Source organism: Candidatus Planktophila sp. (assembly GCA_030681675.1).
Taxonomy (GTDB): Bacteria; Actinomycetota; Actinomycetes; order Nanopelagicales; family Nanopelagicaceae; genus Planktophila.
Map to the genome: position 1 here is coordinate 18678 of JAUXRP010000003.1, position 20383 is coordinate 39060.

Sequence of the window (20383 nt, forward strand, 5' to 3'; positions counted from 1 at the left end):
GAGAAAAATGCTAAAAAAACTTCTCCCCTTTATTGAACACGCGTTGAAAGCGCCTGTTTGGGACTGCCGCATGTGTGGTCAGTGCGTACTTCATTCAACAGGAATGACCTGTCCGATGACATGTCCTAAAACATTGCGCAATGGTCCATGTGGCGGAGTACGCGAAAATGGCAACTGTGAAGTTATTCCAGAGATGCAGTGCATTTGGGTAAAAGCCTACGATCGCACCATTTCACTTCCATTGCCAAAGGTATGGAAGGAGCATTACAACGAACTTCGTCCGCCGGTAGATATGCAGTTACATGGAACTTCTTCGTGGGTCAATTTAATAACTAAGCGCGATCAGCAAGTTCCGGATGGTTGGTCGGTACAAGGTAGTGAGCACTAGTGTCGGTGCTACGGGAAAAATTAGAAAATACAAGTGATGTAGTTTTCACTGCTGAGTTTCCATCTGTCGATGGCGGTGGAATGGCAAGTGTTGAAAGAAATGCAGCTCGCTTAGCGCCATGGTTTGATGCCGTGAATGCAACTGATAATCCAGCAGCTCATGCACATACATCTAATACAACCACTGCCATAGCAATGAAGATGTTTGGGTTAGAGCCAATCATGCAGATAGTCTGTCGTGATAAAAATCGCCTAGCAATCCAGTCCGACATGATGGGTGCATCCCTTCATGGGATAACAAATCTCTCACTATTAACTGGTGATGATGTCACGGCCGGCGATGAGCCCGAAGCTCGAAGAGTCTTTGATATTGATAGCGCTCAAGCGATAAATATCGCTCGAATCATGGGGGAAGGTAAGTACCTTTCAGGAAGGCCTATCAAACCAGCTCCAGATTTTTATTGTGGGGCCGTTGAAAACGCCGCAGCCCCTCCATTTGACTATCGAATTCAACGGGCGCTTAAAAAATACCGCGCAGGGGCAAAATTCTTACAACTTCAAATCTGCTATCACCCTGATCGCCTTGAGGCTTTCTGCAAAGGTGTGGCAGAAAGCGCGCCAGATCTCAAGCTCATTCCGACCGTAGTCTTAGTTAAAGGCGCCAAAGGATTGGGCTTTATGAATGATAAGGTTCCCGGCATCGACGTTCCGACTAGCACCTTGGCACGTGTACAAAGCGCCAGTGATCCCAGTGTTGAGGTCAATAAGTTAACTCTTGAGCTGGCTTTGCACGCACTCACTCTCCCCGGAGTCCGTGGTCTTCACATCACAGATTTTCGTCATGATGGATCACTTGATCTCTTTATGAGCGACTTAGGCAGAACACCGAAACGATAGGGGCACATAATGCATACAGTTCTCTCTTCTCCTGGCCAAACTGTAACAATCGGCCACGACCAACCTTTTTGCATTATTGGAGAACGTATCAACCCAACGGGCCGAAAGAAGTTTCAATTACAGCTGCGCGCTGGCGATCTTTCGGCTATTGAAAAAGATGTTGTCGATCAAATCGCAGGCGGTGCCAATGTTCTAGATGTGAATATGGGAGTCCCTCTGACAGATGAACCCGCTCTCTTATCTAAAGCCATTACTTTGATTCAATCAATAACCGACACGCCAATTTGTATCGACTCATCGATTATTGAGGCGTTGCAAGCCGGTCTTGAAACATATCAAGGTAAAGCTCTCGTCAATAGTGTTACCGGCGAAGATGAACGTATGGATTTAGTTCTACCCCTAATTAAAAAACATGGCGCTGCAATCATCGCACTACCTAATGATGAGACTGGAATTCCTGCAACGGCCGCCGAGCGCATAGTGATTACTGAAAAAATTGTTCGGGCAGTTGAAAAACATGGTATTCCCCTTGAGGATTTAGTTATCGATCCATTAGCAATGACCGTTGGCGCCGATCCCGAAGCGGTCAAAATTACTTTAGAAACTATTTACTTAATCCGTGAAAAATGGGGGCTAAATATGACCCTTGGCGCATCTAATATTTCTTTTGGTCTTCCCTATCGCCATGCACTTAACGCAGCTTTCTTGCCCGCGGCAATGTCACATGGTTTGACCTCTGCGGTCATGGACTCTCGTACCCCATTAATCGTTGAATCAGTGCGTGCTGCAGACTTGCTCCTCGGTCTAGATCCATGGGGATCAAACTGGATTACACGTTTTAGAGCAATGGAGGCTGCAAAAACTACTGCGACCTCTGAAAAAGGTGAATGAGAATTAGTAACAAAGAGCTCGATCCATCACTTGTGCCACATCATGACGGTACCAGTCGGGTCAAGCTCGCCTTTAGATCACTTGAAAAAGATAACTCAGTTGCATCGGAAAAAACTATTACTGTTCCGACAGGAGTCAGTGCCTTCGATGCCGCTTCTTGGAACGGTATTGCTATTGATTCAACATGCGGTGGATATGGAACCTGCAAGAAGTGCCGCATCAAAATTACCGATGGTGAAGTTGATCCATCTAAGTTAGATTTTCGAGCCTTCACTGAAACCGAAATTAAACAGGGCTGGAGATTGGCCTGCCTTGTGCGCACAAGCACCGATATTTCTATTGATGTTCCTGCTTTAACAACTCGCCCAAAGGCTGCAACTGTTGGCGTAGGGCGCCAGGTTATTTTACGTCCCGCGGTGCAGAAACGTTACGTTGAATTAGAGGAGCCGACGTTACATGATCAGCGAACTGACTTGGTGCGCTTGTTTGATGCCATTGATGATATCGAAGGCACAGCATCCCTTGCGGCAATGCGAAATATCCCACGAGTTTTGCGCGCATCCAATTTTAAAGTAACTGCAGTCTTTGTCGATCAAGCCTTCATAGATATTGAACCTGGAGATACAACGGCCTTTCGCTATGGAATCGCCTACGACTTAGGAACTACAACCGTGGTGGCAACTTTGTTAGATTTAAATACCGGCACACCGTTAGCGGTTAAATCTATTCTCAATAAGCAGCAACCCTTTGGCGCCGATGTAATCACGCGAATTAGTGCAACGATGTTGGATCCAGCTGCCCTTGAAAAACTATCATCGCTCGCACAAGAGACGCTTAATCAACTTACTCAAGAAGTCTGCATGGAGGCCGGTGTCGACCCACTGCATGTCTATGAAATCGCTATCGCGGGTAATGCCACTATGAACCAACTTCTCCTGGGAATTGACCCTGAACCACTAGGCGTTGCGCCATTTATTATGGCGGCAGCAGATTTTCCAGATGTAGAGGCTAAAGATATTGGGATCGTTATTCATCCGCGCGCAAAAGCGATTATTTTGCCATCGTTAGGTGCTTACGTTGGTGGAGATATTATCGCTGGTGCCCTTGCATCTGGAATGGATCGCGACAAGCGCTTGCGCTTATTTATCGATGTCGGAACGAACTGTGAAATCGTCCTTGGAGATGGTGAAAAGATCTTGGCGACTGCGGCCCCGGCTGGTCCGGCATTTGAGGCGGCAAGTATTAAATGTGGCGTCCGCGCCGCATCTGGTGCGATAGAAACAATTAAAATTACCGACGGCCAACTAGTTATCGGCACTATTGATGATACCCCGGCTATTGGTATCTGCGGCTCAGGTTTAGTCGATGCATGTGCCAGTCTCGTTGGCATTGGCTTACTCGATCACTCTGGACGCTTTGTCACCGATGAGGTCGCTAAAGAGTTAGCACCAACCTTGGCGGATCGATTACTTATGCGCGAGGGAGAACGGGTGTTTGTCTTAACATGGAGTAAAGAGGTCGGCGACTTAACTGATTGCGTGTATTTAACTCAACGTGATGTGCGCGAACTTCAATTTGCTAAGGCGGCCATTGCAACCGGTTGGGCATTACTTTTAGAAGAGTTTGGTGTGGAGGAGTCTGAGATTCAACAAGTCCTTCTTGCCGGCTCATTTGGCTCTTATCTCTCCCCCGCATCTGCCGTTAAAATAGGTCTCGTACCTAAACTCTCCGTTATGCGCATTTTATCGGCGGGTAATGTTGCGGGAGAGGGTGCAAAAATGGTCTTGCTATCTGCTCAAGAGCGACATGGAGCAGCGGCTTTATTGGAAGAGATCTCATATGTCGAACTCTCAGATCGCGCAGATTTCAACGACAAATTTGTGGATCGCTTAGCTTTTCCAGCATGAGTATCGGCATCGTGGCCTGTGGTGCATTGGCCACACATATCAGTGAAATTGCCGGAGATGCTGGCCTTGACATAACTATTTATCCATTGCCACCGCTTTTACATAACCACCCTGAAAAAATCGCTGCCGAAGTTGATGTGCTTTTGTCAGAGATTAAAGATAGGCACTCTAAATGCGCCGTTGCTTACGCCGATTGCGGAACATATGGTGCACTCGATTCTGTAATTGCGCGCCATGACGTCGCGCGATTAGGTGGTAATCATTGCTATGACATCTTTGCGGGAGCCTCTGAAATTGAGAGGTTGATGGCCGAAGATGCTGGAACTTATTTTCTCACCGATTTTCTCGTTAAATCCTTTCATCGAAGTGTCATTGTCGAGTTAGGCTTAGATAAATATCCGAATCTGCGAGATGATTATTTTCGCAACTACACGCGCGTGGTTTGGCTAGCCCAAAGGCCAACTTTAGAGTTAGAGCAAGCTGCTACGGATGCAGCCAATGAAATTGGTTTACCACTTGAAAAGCTAATCGTTGGATATAAAGGTTTACGAAAACAATTGGAGGTTCTAATTAGCCATTGATGTAATTTTAATTGCCCTCACTACGGCCGGTGAGAGTAATGAATGATCTACATCATTTCGTAACCGCTCAATCATTACTGGAGTCCAGAACTGCTCAATATGGTGGGCCACTTTAATTTCAGGCGCATCAGTTGCTAAGAAATTTGCTGCGATCTGATTAGCCATGCGCACTATGGAATCCAATTGAGGATCTCCACCGATATGTGTCTCGACCATCGCACCCGGGCCTTTAATACTAGGTGCAATTTCTACCGCCGTGACTTTATATTCGGGACAGTTAGTTGCCCAATCTGAAAAATCAGTCGTGATGACATTTGCGCCACTTTCAGGGAAATGAAAAGTTGTATATACGACACCTGCTGGAACCTCATCGGTGATTCGGGCTTTCAAAATAGTTTCACCAACCCGACTTGAGAGTTTGACCCACGAACCATCGGCAATTCCACGCAATTCGGCATCGGACTCATGCACATCTAAAATATCTTCACTATGCCAAATGTTATTTGACGTACGACGAGTTTGGGCTCCTACGTTGTATTGGCTCAAGACGCGCCCTGTGGTGAGCAGAAGCGGATATTTACGTGTAGCTTTTTCATCTGTTGGTACATATGGAGTTTTCATGAATCGACCTTCGCCACGTACGAATCTCTCTACGTGCATCATCGGAGTTCCTTCTGGATTGGCCTCATTACACGGCCATTGGATACTGCCGAGTTCATCCAACTTTGCAAAAGAGACACCTGCAAAAGTCGGTGTTGTCGCTGCAATTTCATCCATAATTTCGGCGCCGTTTTCATAGGACATTGGATAGCCCATAGCAGTTGCCAAATCACAGGTGACTTCAAATTCGCTCTTACCTGTCTTTGATTTCATGACGGGACGAACTCGATTGATGCGCCGTTCTGCATTTGTGAATGTGCCATCTTTTTCTAAAAATGAAGTACCTGGCAAGAATACGTGAGCAAATTTCGAAGTTTCATTCAGAAATAAATCTTGAACAATTACCATCTCCATCGCGCGTAGTGCTGCATGCACATGTGATGTGTTCGGATCAGATTGTGCAATATCTTCACCCTGTACATAGAGTCCACGGTACTCACCAGCGATAGCGGCATCAAACATATTTGGAATGCGCATACCTGGCTCAGATTGAAGTTCGATTCCCCATGCGTCATTAAAAATCTTGCGTGTATCGGGATTTGAAATATGACGATAACCCGAGAGCTCATGTGGGAAAGAGCCCATATCGCACGAACCCTGTACGTTGTTTTGCCCACGAAGCGGATTAACCCCAACACCTTTTCGCCCGATATTTCCAGTTGCCATTGCAAGATTTGCAATACCCATCACCATTGTCGAGCCCTGGCTGTGCTCGGTCACGCCCAAGCCATAATATATGGAACCGTTTTTCGCACTAGCGAAGAGGTGCGCCGCAGCCCGTATCTGAGCTGCAGGTACACGAGAAGACTCCTCTAAAGCCTCAGGAGAATTTTCGGGCAGAGAGATAAAATCCTCCCATTCCTTAAATGACTGTGCATCACACCGCGCATCAACGAATTCACGAGAAATCAATCCATCGGTTGCAACCACATGAGCTAAGGCGTTAATAACTGCAACATTTGTACCTGGCATTAATTGCAAGTGATGGGCGGCAACAACACCAGGAGTACGCACCAGTGGAATCACGCGGGGATCAATGACGATTAATTGGGCACCTTTACGAATGGCTTGTTTCATACGCGAGGCAAAAACAGGGTGAGCCGAGGTTGGGTTAGCCCCAATGAGCATAATGACATCACTATGTTCTACCGACTCGAAATCCTGGGTTCCGGCCGAAGTTCCAAAAGTCTGTCCTAAGCCATATCCAGTTGGCGAATGGCATACACGTGCACATGTATCTACATTGTTATTGCCAAATGCTGCTCGAACCATCTTTTGGACGACAAATACTTCTTCATTTGTACAACGTGAAGATGTAATTCCACCAATTGCATTCACTCCACTTTCACTTTGTATTCGTTTCAAACCATCGGCGGCAAAAAAGATCGCCTCTGCCCAGGAAACTTCCTTCCAGGGATCTGTAATCGCGTTTCGAATCATGGGCTTTGTAATTCGATCTGAGTGTGTGGCATAACCATAAGCAAAACGGCCCTTAACGCATGAGTGTCCCTCATTTGCACCGCCTGCTTTTAGAGGAACCATGCGTACAACTTCTTCTCCACGCATTTCAGCTTTAAAACTGCACCCAACGCCACAGTAAGCACATGTTGTAATGACCGATGAAGTTGGTGAACCGATAGTTAATAAAGTCTTTTCAGTTAAAGCTCCGGTAGGACAAGCCTGCACACAAGCACCACATGAGACACATTCACTTTCAATAAAGGATGTGCCCGATGATGAAACCCTTGCTTCAAATCCACGGTTTTCAATCGTTAATGCAAATGTCCCCTGGACTTCATCGCACGCTCGTACACAGCGATTACAGACGATGCACTCTGTGGAATCAAAAGTAAAGTATGGATTACTCTCATCTTTTTTCAATCCTAAATGTGTATCAATGCTGGCGTATCGACTTGATGTAACACCGACTTTCCTAGCCACTCCGTGAACTTCACACTCATCTCCAGTGGCACAATGTTCGGGATGATCCGAAAGGTACAACTCCATTACACCTTTACGAATTCGATCAAGCCTTTCTGATTGAGTTGAAACTTTCATTCCCTGGGCAACAGGAGTTGTACACGATGATGGCGTGCCGTTGCGACCATCAACTTCAATGACACATAGTCGACAAGAACCAAATGCCTTTAAGCGATCAGTAGAACAGAGTTTTGGAATATCGATTCCAGCCTCCAACGCAGCACGCATAATCGAGGTTTCGGCGGGGACCGTGATTGATCTGCCATCAATCTCAAGGTTGACTTCATCAGTACTTTGACTGGCAGGTGTGCCAAAATCAGATTCAAAAACCATTGTCATCTGCGTACTCCATTGAAGTCTGACGGGAAGTTAATCATTGCACTTTTGACCGGCAAAGGAGTCAAACCGCCCATGGCGCAGAGAGATCCATCGGTCATCACTTCGCAAAGATCAAGAAGTAGTTTCTTATTCTCATCTACCCTAACGCCCTTAATGATCAAGTCAATTGTTTCAGACCCCCGAGTAGAGCCAATTCGACAGGGTGTGCATTTTCCGCACGATTCGAGGGCACAAAACTCCATCGCAAACTTAGCCTGCACGGCTAAATCAATCGTGTCATCAAAGACCACAATGCCACCATGGCCCAACATTCCACCGGCAGCGATAAGTGACTCATAATCCATTGAAGTTTCAAACTGTGCCGTTGAGAAATATGCCCCTAGCGGACCGCCGATTTGTACTGCGCGAACTGGTCGACCAGTAAGTGTGCCTCCCCCATAGGTATTCACTAACTCATCGAGACTGATTCCAAATGCACACTCCACGATTCCACCTCGTGCGATATTTCCTGCTAATTGAAATACTTGAGTGCCCATTGAGCGTCCAACACCACGAGCTTTATAAAAATCGGCCCCTTGCGCCATAATCATCGGGACCGTGGACAGTGTTAAAACATTATTAATAACAGTTGGTTGGCCAAAGAGACCTTCTATCGCTGGAAATGGGGGCTTTGAACGTACTACTCCACGTTTGCCTTCAATACTTTCCAACATTGCAGTTTCTTCTCCGCAGACATAGGAGCCAGCACCCACCCGAATCTGTATATCAAATGAATGAGGGGTTCCTAGAACTCGACTTCCTAGCCAATCACTATTACGTGCAATATCAATTGCTTTTTGTAGAATTGAAATCGCATATGGATACTCAGATCGAATATAGACATAGCCTTGAGTCGCACCAACTGCAATCGCTGCAATAGTCATACCTTCTATCAGAGTAAATGGATCGCCCTCAATTAACATGCGATCGGCGAAAGTTCCACTATCACCCTCATCGGCGTTACAACAAATATATTTCTCGTCGCTGATGGTTTGTGATACCGCACGCCATTTTATGCCGGCTGGAAAACCTGCACCGCCACGACCGCGCAACCCCGACTCTGCAATTTCATCGATGATCGAATCCTTTTCAAGCATGAGCGCTTTATGCAAACCAATCAATCCACCATTGGCACGATAGTCATCGAGAGAGAGTGGATCGATTATGCCAACTCGTGCAAAGGTGACACGATCTTGCGAGGCTAACCAAACAATCTCATCGGTTTTCCCAAGTGACAAAGGATGTGCGCCGCCCTGTAGAAAATCCGCATGTATGAGAGATTGCACATCCTTTTTACTAACTGGACCATAAGCAATGCGCCCAGTTGGAAGTTCGACTTCGACAAGAGTTTCAAGCCACAAAGCTCCACGTGAACCATTTCGAACAATCTCAATATCTGGTAGTAACTCTGCAAAAGCCGCAGCAACTTCATCGGCGCCAACTGATACTGCAGCGCTATCGCCTGGAACAAATACTCTCATTGTCGCGCCTTCTCAATCTTTTCAAGGCTCGCTCGACCGATGAGCATTCCATCCACCATTGCAGCAGGCCCAAGTGCGCAGTTTCCAAAGCAGTAACTCTCCCGAGTTTCCTGCGGAAATTTACCTTTCACTTCGCGTTCTAATTCACGTGCCCCAACAGCTTGGCAAGCCTCAGCTACGCAGATAGAGATCTCGTGCGGTGGTGGTGGTGTAGTTCGCAAATCATGGTAAAAAGTTAAAACTCCATGTACATCTGCCCGTGTTTTATTAAAGAGTTGTGCAATGAGTTCCACGCAGGCTTTATCTACATACCCAAACTCTCTCTGCATTAACTGCAGGGCCATGAGTACTGCTCCTTTTTCTTCGCGCAGGGTCGCAAGAAGAGCTACTGCTCTCTCGTGTGACCACGTCGAATACTTCATTAGAACAAACCTACGACCTTTCCATCAACATAATCAATGCGTTCAGCCGCCGGAACTTTTGGCAAGCCTGGCATTGTCATTATTTCACCGCAGATCATCACGATGAATTCGGCGCCGGCAGATAGCTTTACCTCGCGGATATTGAGTGAATGCCCACTGGGTGCCCCGCGAAGGGCGGCGTCGGTGCTAAAGGAGTACTGAGTCTTAGCAACGCAGATAGGAAATCCACCATATCCGGAGGCTTCTAGCTCCTTTAACTTCAGACGTACTTTTGCATCGGCCGTAACTTCTTTTGCGCCATATATTTTTGTGGCAACGGCATTAATTTTCTCCCACAAACTCATCTCATCCTCATATACGAAGTTCATTTTATTGGGTTCTTCGCAGAGTTCCACAACTGCATGAGCTAAATCTGTGGCTCCCGCGCCACCATCTGCCCAGTGGGTTGCAAGAACAATTTTTACTCCCATAGCTTCTACGCGTGCACGAAGTAATTCAATCTCAGCAGCGGTATCGCTCGTAAAGTTATTAATTGAAACAACTAACGGCAAATTGTAAACATCCTTAATATTATGAATATGACGCTCTAAATTAACTATCCCCGCCTCAAGTGCTCCTAGATTCTCCTCAGTAATAGTCTTCAAATCAGCTCCACCGTGATATTTAATTGCACGCACCGTTGCAACGAGAACACATGCCGATGGACGCAAACCCGACTTTCGACATTTAATATCGATAAATTTTTCAGCACCAAGATCTGCGCCAAAACCCGCCTCTGTCACTACATAATCGGCAAGTTTCATGGCCGAAGTCGTAGCAACAACCGAATTGCAGCCATGAGCTATGTTGGCAAATGGTCCACCATGAATAAATGCAGGGGTGTTTTCTAAAGTTTGAACTAAATTAGGTTGAAAAGCATCTTTCAAAATAACCGTCATTGCACCTTGAGCATTGAGTTCGCTTGCAAGCACTGGAGTCTTATCGCGCTTATAGCCAACAACGATTTTGCCTATTCTTTCCTTTAAATCTTCGATCGATGTTGCAAGACAGAAGATGGCCATAATTTCGGAGGCCACAACAATGTCAAAACCATCACTGCGTGGATAACCATTGCCTACGCCACCAATAGATTGAATAATCTCGCGCAGCGCCCGATCATTCATGTCGATAACTCGCTTCCACGTAACTCTTCGGATATCGATTGCTAACTCATTGCCGTGGTGAATATGGTTATCGATTAGGGCTGCGAGCAAGTTATTTGCCAGAGCAATGGCATTAAAATCGCCTGTAAAGTGAAGATTTATGTCCTCCATAGGGACTACTTGGGCAAATCCACCTCCGGCTGCGCCGCCTTTCATTCCAAAGACTGGACCCAGAGAGGGTTCGCGCAATGCAATCATCGCATTTTTGCCGATGTGACGAAGTGCATCGCCCAAACCAACTGTTGTAGTGGTCTTGCCCTCCCCTGCTGGAGTTGGACTAATTGCAGTCACCAAAATTAGTTTTGATCCTTTTCGCTCAGGGAGTGCGGTTAAATACTTCAAATTTACTTTCGCTTTATATTTTCCATACGCCTCAAGATTTTCAACATCAATACCAAGAGATGCTCCAATCTCATTGATTGATTTCATGGTTGCAGCTTGTGCAATTTCGATATCTGACATTTTTTATCCCTTAGCCTGACGTAAGGCGCTTGTGAGCGCAGGTATAATTTGGTGTAAATCTCCGATGATTGCGTAGTCGGCATAACGAAGTATCGGAGCTTCTGGATCGGTATTGATAACGACGATTGTCTTACTATTTTTCATTCCAGCAATATGCTGCATCGCTCCTGAAATTCCCGCAGCGATGTAGAGATCCGGTGCGACTTTGGTACCAGTCTGCCCCACTTGTTCGGCATGTGGGCGCCAACCAGAACTAGTTACAACGCGAGAACAGCCCACTGTTCCACCAAGGAGCTCTGCCAACTCTTCTAACTTTCCGAAGCCCTCGGCTCCGCCAACTCCTCTTCCTCCTGACACTATTACCTTTGCATCATTGAGAGTGATCCCACCTTTAGACTCTCCGGAATCACGGCTTAAAATTCTTACAACGCGGTCTTCTGGATGCAACGAAGGTTCGAAAGAGACAACGGTTGCCGGCGCGCCACCTGTTGCTTGTGCTTCAATTGAAAAACCAAGAATGCTAGCAACGAGTAAATCAGAGTGAACAAGTGCTGATTCAATGAGGTTGCCCGCCCATCGCGCTCGAAGCACGTGATGAGGTGAGCCCACAGTTATTTCAGAGCATTCAGCGGCCATTGGCACATCTAAAAAGGCGGACAAATGTGCGAGTTGTTCATTTCCACGTGGGCTACCTGCCGCCAAAACCGCAGCCGGCTTTAGTTTTTCAACTAAATCCATAAGTGCACGGCCCGATGCCCTCGGCGTGTAATCGGTAATGGCGCTATGTGTTGCTACGTGCAAAACTGTTGCGCCATATTCGCCTACAATCCCCGCAAGTGAAGCGCCTTCACTACCAATCGCTACGGCTTCGACCCCATGGCCTAACTTTCGCGCAGCAGTGAGTGCTCGCAGAGATAACGGATCGATTTCTCCACGATCATGATCTATAAGAACCAGAATCATTAGATTGCTCCAATCTGCTTCAACACTTCAACCAAGGCTGGAACTGCTTCTGTGCCCTTACCTAAGATTTCAGCGCCTTTATCTTTAGATGGCGCTAAAGCGAGAGTCACTTTTTCAAGTTTTGGAGTTCGCGGCTCGGCCTTTTTCAAATCCACAATTTTTTTACGCGACTGCATACGTCCCGGCACCGATGGATAACGGGGGATGTTGAGACCATCGCGAACGGTCACGATTGCAGGTAACGGTGCTTCATAATGCTCGCGACCATTAGCTACAACGCGCTCACAGGCAACAACGCCATTTTCAATTTTCATGGACTTTACATTTGTAATAATCGGACGGTTAAGGGCATGGGCAACTCGAATATGAATTTGGTAGCCCGCACTATCTGCCGACTCGGCACCAAAGATAATTAAATCAAAGTTCGTCTCATCGGCATTAATCGCATCGACTAATGCAGCTGCCGTCCCCTGAGGGTCCCACTCTTGCCCATCGGTTTCAACTAAAACTGCACGAGTCGCACCAATTGCTAACTGCGATCGAAGTTGTTCTTCGGCATCACTAGGCCCAAGTGTTAAAAGCGTGAGCGTGCCACCCATTTGTTCAACTAGCTGCACGCCTGCCTCGACGGCATTTTCTTCGTGGGGAGAAATCCCAAAACCCAGATGTTTCGTTTCAATGTCTCGAGAATCTGGAGTCAGAATTAAAGTTCCTCCTGCTAATGGCACGCGCTTTAAACAGACAAGTACATCCATTAGGCCATAATCCTTTCATTTGAAGGATCAAAGACTGATGTTGCACCTACTTCAGCAACTGAACATGGATAATGCTCACCCAAATACTCAACCAGGAATTTATTGCCGGCGACGGCTAGCTCTGTTGGTAGGTATGACATCAAGATGTGCTTGCCTAGAGAAGGGGCAGATCCCGCACTTGTAACATACGAGCGGCGACCATGCGAATCTACAATTGGTTGCTTATCAAGAGTAAGAATTGGTTCGTTACCCATCATGTATCTCTTTTCACCAGCCGATGAAGTGTGATCATCAACAAAAAGTGTGCAGAGAATTGCGATTGGTTTTTCACCTCGATGCTTAACGTGTGCTTCCTTTCCGATGAAATCAGCCTCTTTTAGCTTAGGTGACACCATTCCAGCCTCTACAACCGTGTACTCGGTTTCAAGTTCAGGGCCATATGCGCGGTAACTCTTTTCTAACCGCCCAGTAGTTCCATAAACGCCAATACCGACTGGAATCATCTCGTGGTCTTTACCACTCTCCCACAACATTTCCCACAATTTGGCGCCTTGTTCGATTGGAATGTAGAACTCCCACCCAAGATCGCCAACGTATGAGATGCGAGATGCTAAAACGCGAAGTGGTCCTATTTCAATAACTTTGCAGGTACTGAACTTAAATGCCTCTTTACTCATGTCGCTCTTTGTAATTTTTTGAATTATTTCGCGCGCTTTAGGTCCCCAGACTCCGATAGTTGTGTATGAAGAAGTTAAGTCAAAAATCTGTGCCGAACCATCGGCCGGTAACAAATCGCTAAACCACTTCTTATCTGCCATTCCATGAGCGCCACCTGTCACAACACGGAAGTGATTGGTATCAAGTCGCATAATTGTTAAATCTGATTTGAACCCCCCATTTGGTCCAAGGACTGGTGTGTAAACAACTCGACCAATGGCGACATCCATCTGTCGTAACGCCGCCTTTTGCACCACTGCTAGTGCGCCAGGTCCAGTTACATCAAAAATCGTAAAGGCAGATAGATCAACAATTCCTGCGGTTTCGCGCATTTGTAAGTGCTCGGCATTGATTATTGGTGACCACCAACGCGACTCCCACTCGGAAGTACGTGGCATTACTTTCTCGCCAAATTTTTCAACGAGATGCTTATTTGACTCATACCAAAATGGACGTTCCCAGCCAGCGGTCTCATAAAAAACTGCACCAAGATTCTTTTCTGCCGCATAAAATGGCGAGAGGCGCACATTGCGGTTCGATGCATACTGCTCAAGTGGATGAACAATTCCATACGTCTTATTAAAACTTTCATCAACTCGAGCTTTAATATGGAACTCAGCTTTTTGGTGATCATGAAAACGTGCGATGTTTGAGGAGTGAAGATCAATCTCTGAATCCCCAAGAATCATCCATTCGGCTACCGATTTAGCTGTACCAGGTCCTTCTTTAATCCAAACCGCTGCTACCGACCACAAACCTTTTACCTCTGGAGTTTCGCCGAGAATCGGCATCCCATCAGGTGTGTACGAAAGAATTCCGTTGATTGCATATTTTTCACGCACATTTTCATCGCCAACAATTGAGGGCATTAATTCAAAGGCGTGTTCATCTTGGATATCAAAGTCAGCTTGGGTAAAAGCAAACTCAGTTGGTGAAAGTGCTGCCGTTGCATTTGATGGCAGATCCTCTGGTGTATAAAGAATTGGGCGGTGAGCATAAGAGCCAATCTCGAGTCCTGTTCCATGTTGGCGCTCGTACATAAAGACATCCATATCGCGAACGATTGGCCACTCGATATCGCCTTTTGCATCCTTAAAAAATGGAACTGGTCCAATGTCCTTCATTTGGTGCACCGCTGGCGTTAAGGGAATATGTGCACCTGCCATCGCTGCAAGTTTAGGTGACCAGCAGCCAGCTGCAATAACAACATAATCTGCCGCGATTGTGCCTTGATCGGTAACGACGCCAGTGACATGGCCATTTTCAACAGTTATATCTAGAACTTCGATATTGGCAAAAGAGAGGGCGGCACCGATTTCAATTGCATACTCACGCATCAAAGTTCCAGTGCGTAGTGAGTCAACTACGCCAACGGAAGGCTGATAATAACCTCCCACAATGACGCTCTCGTCAATGTACGGAACCAGAGTTTTAACCTCTGCGGGCGTAAGAATTTGACCACCATCAATGCCCCACGATTTAGCTGAGGTTATACGACGTGCTAGCTCTTGCATCCGCTCTGAAGTGCGAGCAACTTCAATGCCGCCGGTTTCGGTAAACGTTCCCCACTCTTTATATTGGCGCATACTCTCTGCCGTAATCGCCGTCATCTCTTTAGAGTGATCGACAGGAAAAATAAAGTTCGAGGCGTGCCCAGTTGAGCCGCCAGGGTTAGGCAATGGCCCTTTATCAATCTGAACAATATCTTTCCAACCCAATTTCGCTAAGTGATAAACCATTCCATTGCCGACAATACCTGCGCCGATCACTACGCACTTTGCTTTTTCAGGTAACTTACTCATAGCGTTTTTCCTCGTTCTTTTAAGTGGTGGGTTATAAAGATTTACGTATAGATGCTTCAAAACCTTCAACGTGATCGCGCATTGCCTTGCCTGCCGCACTCGAATCAGCACTTGCAATCGCTTCAAGAAGTGCGCGATGTTCGATTATCGCTTCTGTTAAACCAGTAACGCGATCCAAAGCTAAAAACCAGATACGTAGAGCGTGTGCATAATAGTTATCGAGCGCCGCTGCCAAGAATTTATTGTGAGTGCATTGATAGATATGGTGATGAATGCGTTGATCTAATCCAATTAAAGTCGCCATATTTACATCGCCTTTAATAGCATTAATTTCAGTGATGAGAGCTGTAGTAATTGCATGATCGGCTAACGTTGAGCGCTCTGCGGCGAGTTCGGCCGCTTTAATCTCAAGTACCGCGCGAATTTCAGAGAGCGCTGAGAGATTTTGTACATCTACGCTTGAGACAAACATTCCGCGGCGAGGATAAACCTCCACCAATTTTTCATTAGCTAAGGATCGAAGGGCCTCACGAATCGGCGTACGACCAAAGCCGAGTTTGGCCATTAAATTACTCTCACTCAGTAGCGATCCTGGAACGAGTTCCAATGTGATGATCATGGAGCGAATTTGGCTATAGGCCTCGTCTGATAGCGAACCGCTCTCTCTGGAGAGGATATGAATGGCCTGGCTCATAGAGTTGATGATATATCAGTCATATACAGATTGATACACCAGCGAGCTAGCCGAAATAATACTTCTGAAATAGCCAGACTGAAGCCCCAAAACCTACGGTAAGAATCAGGGCGCGATAGACGAGGACAGGCATGCGGGCGGCCCAATGACCACCAAATGTGCCCCCAATGCTTGCGCCTAATACGAGGGCAATAACGAACGGCCATTCGGCCCGGCCGCTAAAGATATAGATGATGTTAGAGATCAGTGAGGTCCACCCGACGATGAGGTTCTTAGCTGTATTCAAGCTCTTGGGATCTCGCCGGATATCTCGAGCAAGGACGGCAATAACGATGACACCTTGGCCAGGGCCAAAGTAACCGCAGTACAGCCCACTTCCGAACAATCCAATTTTTTCAACCTGCTCGTGCCGTGCTCCTCTATCGGGTTTAGCCTTAATTAAAAATGAAAGACTCGCAAAAAGGAGTAGAAAAGGCACCATCTTTTCAAAAACCCCTGGTGGAACGGTCAATAAAGCCACTGCTCCGATGGCTGAGCCGGTAATTGAAATGAGAATCAAGGTTTTGTACTGCTGAAAATAGGCTCGCATCTGATGTCGCACGGCAATGAGTGCAAAGAAGTTTGCGGGAGTAACACCTAAGGCGTTTGTAATTGCCGCGCTCACAGGTGACATTCCGGTTGCAAGTAATACTGGATATGAGATGACCGATGCTCCGCCTGCCATTCCATTTATTCCGCCGACTAAAATACCGACCGCGAATATTAGGAAGTATTCAAGCATGGCATAACCATACAATGGTGAAATGGATAATGGGGTAGAAATTAGATTCTTTGCTGCCGCTCGAGCTGCTGCAGGTGTCGATCAGATGTTCTGTGCCAGCGCGCAATTTCAAGAGATTATTAGCGAAATCTGTCAAACTAGACCCGCTCTGGCCCACGTAATTGCACAGTGCAGTTTCTTACTTGATTCAGTGGCTGTACATGATCAAAATTTTGTTGTAGATGATGGAAGTATTATCGATGTGCTTCCACGTTTTGCTGGTGGCTAGCTAGGCCGTATTGACCCACTCATCGGTTCCATCGGTAAAGCGTTGATGCTTCCAGATGGGCAATTTGGCTTTAATCTCATCTACTAAGGCCGAGCAGGTTTTAAAAGCTGCTTCTCGATGTTCGGCTGAAACTGCAACGCCAAAAGCTGTTTCTCCAATTGCTATGTCGCCATATCTATGCGAAAGCGCTACTTTCACGACATCGCGCCCATTAAGCAAAGCCGTTGTAATTAATGCAATCTGCTCATGTGCAGTTGGATGAATCTCATATGTCAACGATAAGACTTCTTTGCCTCCATCATGATTTCTCACATCGCCGCTAAAAACTACTACCGCGCCGGCACGATTATCTCTAACCAGTGCGGCAAGTTGCTCGACTACAATAATGTGCGTCGTAACATCGGCTCGCATAACCTCTGACATCAGTGGTCTCTACCTTCGAGTTGATCCAATATGTGTGCTGCTACACGCTCAATTATTACTAAGCCATCACGAACGGCACCCGGTGATCCGGGCAGATTTATTATGAGTGATGTGCCATTTGTTCCAGTCAATCCTCGTGTTAAATCAGATGTTGGCGTTTTTTCTCTTGAATAGGCCCGCATAGCTTCGGCAAAACCCGGAATAGATTTTTCAATGAATGCTGCAGTGGCCTCAGGAGTAACATCCGTCGGCGATACACCCGTGCCGCCAGTTGTAACGATTAATCTAACCGTGCTCGATAGTGCTTTGGAAATCTCTGCCGAAATAGCTCCAACATCATCGCCAACTACAACTGGAGCACTCACGTCATATCCGAGTGCTTCTAAGCCGGCTCGCAACAATTCACCACTTGTATCAGAGTACATACCGCGCGATGCCCGGTCACTAGCGGTAATTACACATGCGCTTCGCTTGCTCACGTGCGCGACCAGTCACCGTTCTTACCACCAGACTTTGAATCAATCTGTATATCGGTAATACTCGCAGCAGGGTCTAAAGCTTTAACCATGTCGATGATAGTCAGGGCTGCGACGCTAACTGCAGTTAATGCCTCCATTTCTACACCTGTGCGATCTGATGTAATCACACGAGCATTGATAGCCACACCAGTATCCGTAATTGATAAGTCAATAGTTATTGAATTGATTGCAATTGGATGTGTGAGCGGAATCAACTCGCTCGTTTTCTTGGCGGCCATAATTCCCGCAATACGTGCCGTAGATAGGACATCGCCTTTGGGGGTTGTGCCATCTCGCAAAAGTGAGACAACGTGGGATGAGAGATTGACTTTTGCTGATGTATCGGCAATTCGAACCGAGATTTCGCGACCGGTAACATCGACCATATTCGCCTCACCGGCCGAATTTAAGTGGGTTAAACCATCGCTCATAGAGTTAACTCTAATTCCTTAAGGCAGCGATAGCCAACGGACAGATTCGCCCGCAGCAGTTAACTCTTTAGTAACGACAGCAAATCCAGTTGCATGGGCTAAGCCTCGCAACATTGCCGACCCTAAATATTGGCCGACTTCAAACTGCCCATTGACAATATTTCCAATAACAAGTCGGGTGAAATCTGCTGGAGCTGTTAACTCGCTTCGGGTTATAACTATTGGAAGTTCGCTCCCAGATCGTCCCAGCATTGATGCAATTACGGGGGCGCCTAAAGACATTAATGCCACGACCGCTGACTGTGGATTACCGGGCAATCCTAATAGCGCGCATTTATTGTGGCGCGCTAAGAGCATTGGGTGGCCCGGACGAACGGCAACGGTATCGATAAGAATCTGTGCATCGATATGTGAGAGTGCATCATGGAGAAAATCTCTTGGACCGTGGGCTGTTCCACCCGTTGTTATGACGATATCGGCATTAGCGCAGCCATCATTAATCGCTTGAATCACCAGTGAAATCTCATCGGAAATGAATTTCGTACTTATAACTTCGCAGCCCAATTTTTCTAACCAGCCTGGGAGTTGTGGACCTAACGCATCACGTACTAATCCATCACTTGGTACACCCGCCAATTGAATTTCATCTCCAAAGAGAACCAGTGCCACTCGTGGTTTGCGTGTAACCCATAATTGATCTAAGCCAGCGGCAGAGAGCAAGCCAAGGCTGCCTGGGTTTAGCTCTGTTCCAGCAGCCGCCAAAACATCCCCGGCTTTACACTCATGTGCGGCAGGTCGAATATCTTGATTTTCAAAAACTTCGCTCTCCAAAATATTTTCACTCACTATGGCAATTTCCCAACGGATAATTCCACGTGTGCCTGTTGGAATTACTGCGCCTGTGGCAATTCCAACTGCATAACCTTCAGCTAACTCTCCTTTCATCGGAAGACCCGCTTTAACTTCGCCAATAATTGTCCAAGGTCCATTTCCTGCAACGGCATATCCATCCATCGCTGACGTTGCATACGTTGGTAAATCACAGAGTGCACGTGCATCTCGAGACAGTGTCCTACCTACACCATTTTTAACCTCGATTAGTTCATCAGGTAAAGATGTAAAAGATTGTGTGGCGATAGTGCGTGCAACATCCCAGCTTCCTTCAACGAGTGCGCTCATAACTACAGACCATCCTTCATGTGTAATGCAAAAGCGATTGCGCGCTCGAGATCTTCGGTCGTATCGATATCACTTAAAGCTTGTGCAACTTCTTTACTCATTACAATTTCGCGGATGTGGAGATGTGAAAGCATTGTTTGCATTGATTGCCCATCGGCATTACCCATCAGAGACAATGCCCGCTCCACTGCTTCGACACGATAGATAGCCGCGAGTGATTGCTTAAATCCTTCTGCATCAACATACATGACGGCATCATCGTGCGGCTTCATTGAGTCCATGAGATGTAGTGTGCGAGATACTGCAAATGGCATATCTGTTGCAATGAGAACTACGATTTCGCTCATGCACACCTCAAGACCGGCTTTGAATCCAGCAAGTGGTCCGCCACCAATGGGGTGTTCTTGCACGCTTCTATAATCTGCATTAAGAATCATTGGATCTGGCCCAACAATTATTGTGTCGAACTCAGATGGAATCGATGCAAGAATTCGTTCAATCAAACTTACTCCGCCAATTTTTGCTTGTGATTTATCAGAGCCGAAACGTTTGCTCGTGCCACCAGTTAAAATTATGACGCTCGCGCTATTGGATTGCATATGGC

Annotated in this window: 20 protein-coding genes; 6 read left to right on the forward strand and 14 right to left on the reverse strand. The window is 46.6% G+C overall.

Translation table 11 applies throughout. From position 1 onward, the window contains the following. The first annotated feature begins 7 nt into the window (after nt 1–7). From Q8K48_00630 to Q8K48_00650, 5 genes are read left to right on the forward strand one after another with little or no spacing between them, the layout of a single operon-like run. Entirely contained in the window at nt 8–388 is a 381-nt protein-coding gene (locus tag Q8K48_00630; GenBank protein ID MDP1850906.1) for a methylenetetrahydrofolate reductase C-terminal domain-containing protein, read from the forward strand. Continuing rightward, entirely contained in the window at nt 388–1284 is an 897-nt protein-coding gene (locus Q8K48_00635; GenBank protein ID MDP1850907.1) for a methylenetetrahydrofolate reductase, read from the forward strand. Before Q8K48_00630 ends, Q8K48_00635 begins: the two co-directional genes overlap by 1 nt. Before the next feature lie 9 nt (nt 1285–1293). Continuing rightward, nucleotides 1294–2175, forward strand: coding sequence for a dihydropteroate synthase (locus Q8K48_00640; protein ID MDP1850908.1), 882 nt, complete (start codon nt 1294–1296; stop codon nt 2173–2175). Beyond that, the gene (locus Q8K48_00645) at nt 2172–4082 is read left to right on the forward strand and encodes an ASKHA domain-containing protein (GenBank protein MDP1850909.1); all 1911 of its coding nucleotides are present in this window, start codon (nt 2172–2174) and stop codon (nt 4080–4082) included. Before Q8K48_00640 ends, Q8K48_00645 begins: the two co-directional genes overlap by 4 nt. Beyond that, complete coding sequence (locus tag Q8K48_00650) at nt 4079–4663, forward strand: DUF1638 domain-containing protein (protein MDP1850910.1); 585 nt, start codon at nt 4079–4081, stop codon at nt 4661–4663. The genes Q8K48_00645 and Q8K48_00650 overlap by 4 nt, the downstream gene beginning before the upstream one ends. Here the strand turns inward: Q8K48_00650 and fdhF are convergent. The 9 genes from fdhF to Q8K48_00695 are packed head-to-tail and all read right to left on the reverse strand — an operon-like array spanning nt 4649 to nt 16960. Beyond that, on the reverse strand, nt 4649–7642 hold the full coding sequence (gene fdhF / locus Q8K48_00655) for a formate dehydrogenase subunit alpha (GenBank protein ID MDP1850911.1): 2994 nt from the start codon (nt 7640–7642) through the stop codon (nt 4649–4651). The two genes, Q8K48_00650 and fdhF, sit on opposite strands and share 15 nt — an antisense overlap. Further along, on the reverse strand, nt 7639–9162 hold the full coding sequence (locus tag Q8K48_00660; protein ID MDP1850912.1) for an NADH-ubiquinone oxidoreductase-F iron-sulfur binding region domain-containing protein: 1524 nt from the start codon (nt 9160–9162) through the stop codon (nt 7639–7641). The genes fdhF and Q8K48_00660 overlap by 4 nt, the downstream gene beginning before the upstream one ends. Then, the gene (locus Q8K48_00665) at nt 9159–9584 is read right to left on the reverse strand and encodes an NAD(P)H-dependent oxidoreductase subunit E (protein MDP1850913.1); all 426 of its coding nucleotides are present in this window, start codon (nt 9582–9584) and stop codon (nt 9159–9161) included. The genes Q8K48_00660 and Q8K48_00665 overlap by 4 nt, the downstream gene beginning before the upstream one ends. Then, entirely contained in the window at nt 9584–11248 is a 1665-nt protein-coding gene (locus Q8K48_00670) for a formate--tetrahydrofolate ligase (protein MDP1850914.1), read from the reverse strand. The genes Q8K48_00665 and Q8K48_00670 overlap by 1 nt, the downstream gene beginning before the upstream one ends. 3 nt (nt 11249–11251) lie before the next feature. Continuing rightward, nucleotides 11252–12211, reverse strand: coding sequence for an electron transfer flavoprotein subunit alpha/FixB family protein (locus Q8K48_00675; protein MDP1850915.1), 960 nt, complete (start codon nt 12209–12211; stop codon nt 11252–11254). Further along, the gene (locus Q8K48_00680) at nt 12211–12966 is read right to left on the reverse strand and encodes a hypothetical protein (GenBank protein MDP1850916.1); all 756 of its coding nucleotides are present in this window, start codon (nt 12964–12966) and stop codon (nt 12211–12213) included. The genes Q8K48_00675 and Q8K48_00680 overlap by 1 nt, the downstream gene beginning before the upstream one ends. After that, nucleotides 12966–15485 carry an FAD-dependent oxidoreductase gene (locus tag Q8K48_00685; GenBank protein MDP1850917.1) on the reverse strand — a complete coding sequence of 840 codons (2520 nt, stop codon included), beginning with the start codon at nt 15483–15485 and terminating at the stop codon, nt 12966–12968. The genes Q8K48_00680 and Q8K48_00685 overlap by 1 nt, the downstream gene beginning before the upstream one ends. Before the next feature lie 31 nt (nt 15486–15516). Next, nucleotides 15517–16179 carry a GntR family transcriptional regulator gene (locus Q8K48_00690; protein MDP1850918.1) on the reverse strand — a complete coding sequence of 221 codons (663 nt, stop codon included), beginning with the start codon at nt 16177–16179 and terminating at the stop codon, nt 15517–15519. Between the two features lie 46 nt (nt 16180–16225). Beyond that, the gene (locus tag Q8K48_00695; GenBank protein ID MDP1850919.1) at nt 16226–16960 is read right to left on the reverse strand and encodes a sulfite exporter TauE/SafE family protein; all 735 of its coding nucleotides are present in this window, start codon (nt 16958–16960) and stop codon (nt 16226–16228) included. A 22-nt stretch (nt 16961–16982) separates the two neighbouring features. Between Q8K48_00695 and Q8K48_00700 the strand changes: the two genes are divergently transcribed. After that, nucleotides 16983–17228: a MoaD/ThiS family protein gene (locus tag Q8K48_00700; GenBank protein ID MDP1850920.1), complete on the forward strand. Its 246-nt coding sequence runs from the start codon at nt 16983–16985 to the stop codon at nt 17226–17228. On the opposite strand, the gene Q8K48_00705 is transcribed toward Q8K48_00700, so the two are convergent. The 5 genes from Q8K48_00705 to Q8K48_00725 are packed head-to-tail and all read right to left on the reverse strand — an operon-like array spanning nt 17229 to nt 20378. Beyond that, a complete protein-coding gene (locus Q8K48_00705; GenBank protein ID MDP1850921.1) occupies nt 17229–17651 on the reverse strand; it encodes a molybdenum cofactor biosynthesis protein MoaE in 423 nt (140 codons plus the stop codon). Further along, complete coding sequence (locus Q8K48_00710; GenBank protein MDP1850922.1) at nt 17651–18130, reverse strand: MogA/MoaB family molybdenum cofactor biosynthesis protein; 480 nt, start codon at nt 18128–18130, stop codon at nt 17651–17653. Before Q8K48_00710 ends, Q8K48_00705 begins: the two co-directional genes overlap by 1 nt. After that, nucleotides 18127–18600, reverse strand: a complete 474-nt coding sequence (gene moaC / locus Q8K48_00715) for a cyclic pyranopterin monophosphate synthase MoaC (GenBank protein ID MDP1850923.1) — start codon at nt 18598–18600, stop codon at nt 18127–18129. The genes Q8K48_00710 and moaC overlap by 4 nt, the downstream gene beginning before the upstream one ends. 18 nt (nt 18601–18618) lie before the next feature. Continuing rightward, nucleotides 18619–19779: a molybdopterin molybdotransferase MoeA gene (locus tag Q8K48_00720; protein ID MDP1850924.1), complete on the reverse strand. Its 1161-nt coding sequence runs from the start codon at nt 19777–19779 to the stop codon at nt 18619–18621. A gap of 2 nt (nt 19780–19781) precedes the next feature. Continuing rightward, nucleotides 19782–20378, reverse strand: a complete 597-nt coding sequence (locus Q8K48_00725; GenBank protein ID MDP1850925.1) for a molybdenum cofactor guanylyltransferase — start codon at nt 20376–20378, stop codon at nt 19782–19784. Nucleotides 20379–20383: the final 5 nt, after the last annotated feature.

Bases quoted from the DNA above. Each gene is read 5' to 3' on its own strand.
- Q8K48_00645 (MDP1850909.1), top strand. From the start codon at position 2,172: ATGAGAATTAGTAACAAAGAGCTCGATCCATCACTTGTGCCACATCAT.
- Q8K48_00675 (MDP1850915.1), bottom strand. From the start codon at position 12,211: ATGATTCTGGTTCTTATAGATCATGATCGTGGAGAAATCGATCCGTTA.
- Q8K48_00650 (MDP1850910.1), top strand. From the start codon at position 4,079: ATGAGTATCGGCATCGTGGCCTGTGGTGCATTGGCCACACATATCAGT.
- moaC (MDP1850923.1), bottom strand. From the start codon at position 18,600: ATGAGCGATGGTTTAACCCACTTAAATTCGGCCGGTGAGGCGAATATG.
- fdhF (MDP1850911.1), bottom strand. From the start codon at position 7,642: ATGACAATGGTTTTTGAATCTGATTTTGGCACACCTGCCAGTCAAAGT.
- Q8K48_00695 (MDP1850919.1), bottom strand. From the start codon at position 16,960: ATGCTTGAATACTTCCTAATATTCGCGGTCGGTATTTTAGTCGGCGGA.
- Q8K48_00680 (MDP1850916.1), bottom strand. From the start codon at position 12,966: ATGGATGTACTTGTCTGTTTAAAGCGCGTGCCATTAGCAGGAGGAACT.
- Q8K48_00630 (MDP1850906.1), top strand. From the start codon at position 8: ATGCTAAAAAAACTTCTCCCCTTTATTGAACACGCGTTGAAAGCGCCT.
- Q8K48_00685 (MDP1850917.1), bottom strand. From the start codon at position 15,485: ATGAGTAAGTTACCTGAAAAAGCAAAGTGCGTAGTGATCGGCGCAGGT.
- Q8K48_00705 (MDP1850921.1), bottom strand. From the start codon at position 17,651: ATGTCAGAGGTTATGCGAGCCGATGTTACGACGCACATTATTGTAGTC.
- Q8K48_00690 (MDP1850918.1), bottom strand. From the start codon at position 16,179: ATGAGCCAGGCCATTCATATCCTCTCCAGAGAGAGCGGTTCGCTATCA.
- Q8K48_00660 (MDP1850912.1), bottom strand. From the start codon at position 9,162: ATGAGAGTATTTGTTCCAGGCGATAGCGCTGCAGTATCAGTTGGCGCC.
- Q8K48_00720 (MDP1850924.1), bottom strand. From the start codon at position 19,779: ATGAGCGCACTCGTTGAAGGAAGCTGGGATGTTGCACGCACTATCGCC.
- Q8K48_00640 (MDP1850908.1), top strand. From the start codon at position 1,294: ATGCATACAGTTCTCTCTTCTCCTGGCCAAACTGTAACAATCGGCCAC.
- Q8K48_00725 (MDP1850925.1), bottom strand. From the start codon at position 20,378: ATGCAATCCAATAGCGCGAGCGTCATAATTTTAACTGGTGGCACGAGC.
- Q8K48_00670 (MDP1850914.1), bottom strand. From the start codon at position 11,248: ATGTCAGATATCGAAATTGCACAAGCTGCAACCATGAAATCAATCAAT.
- Q8K48_00700 (MDP1850920.1), top strand. From the start codon at position 16,983: ATGGATAATGGGGTAGAAATTAGATTCTTTGCTGCCGCTCGAGCTGCT.
- Q8K48_00665 (MDP1850913.1), bottom strand. From the start codon at position 9,584: ATGAAGTATTCGACGTGGTCACACGAGAGAGCAGTAGCTCTTCTTGCG.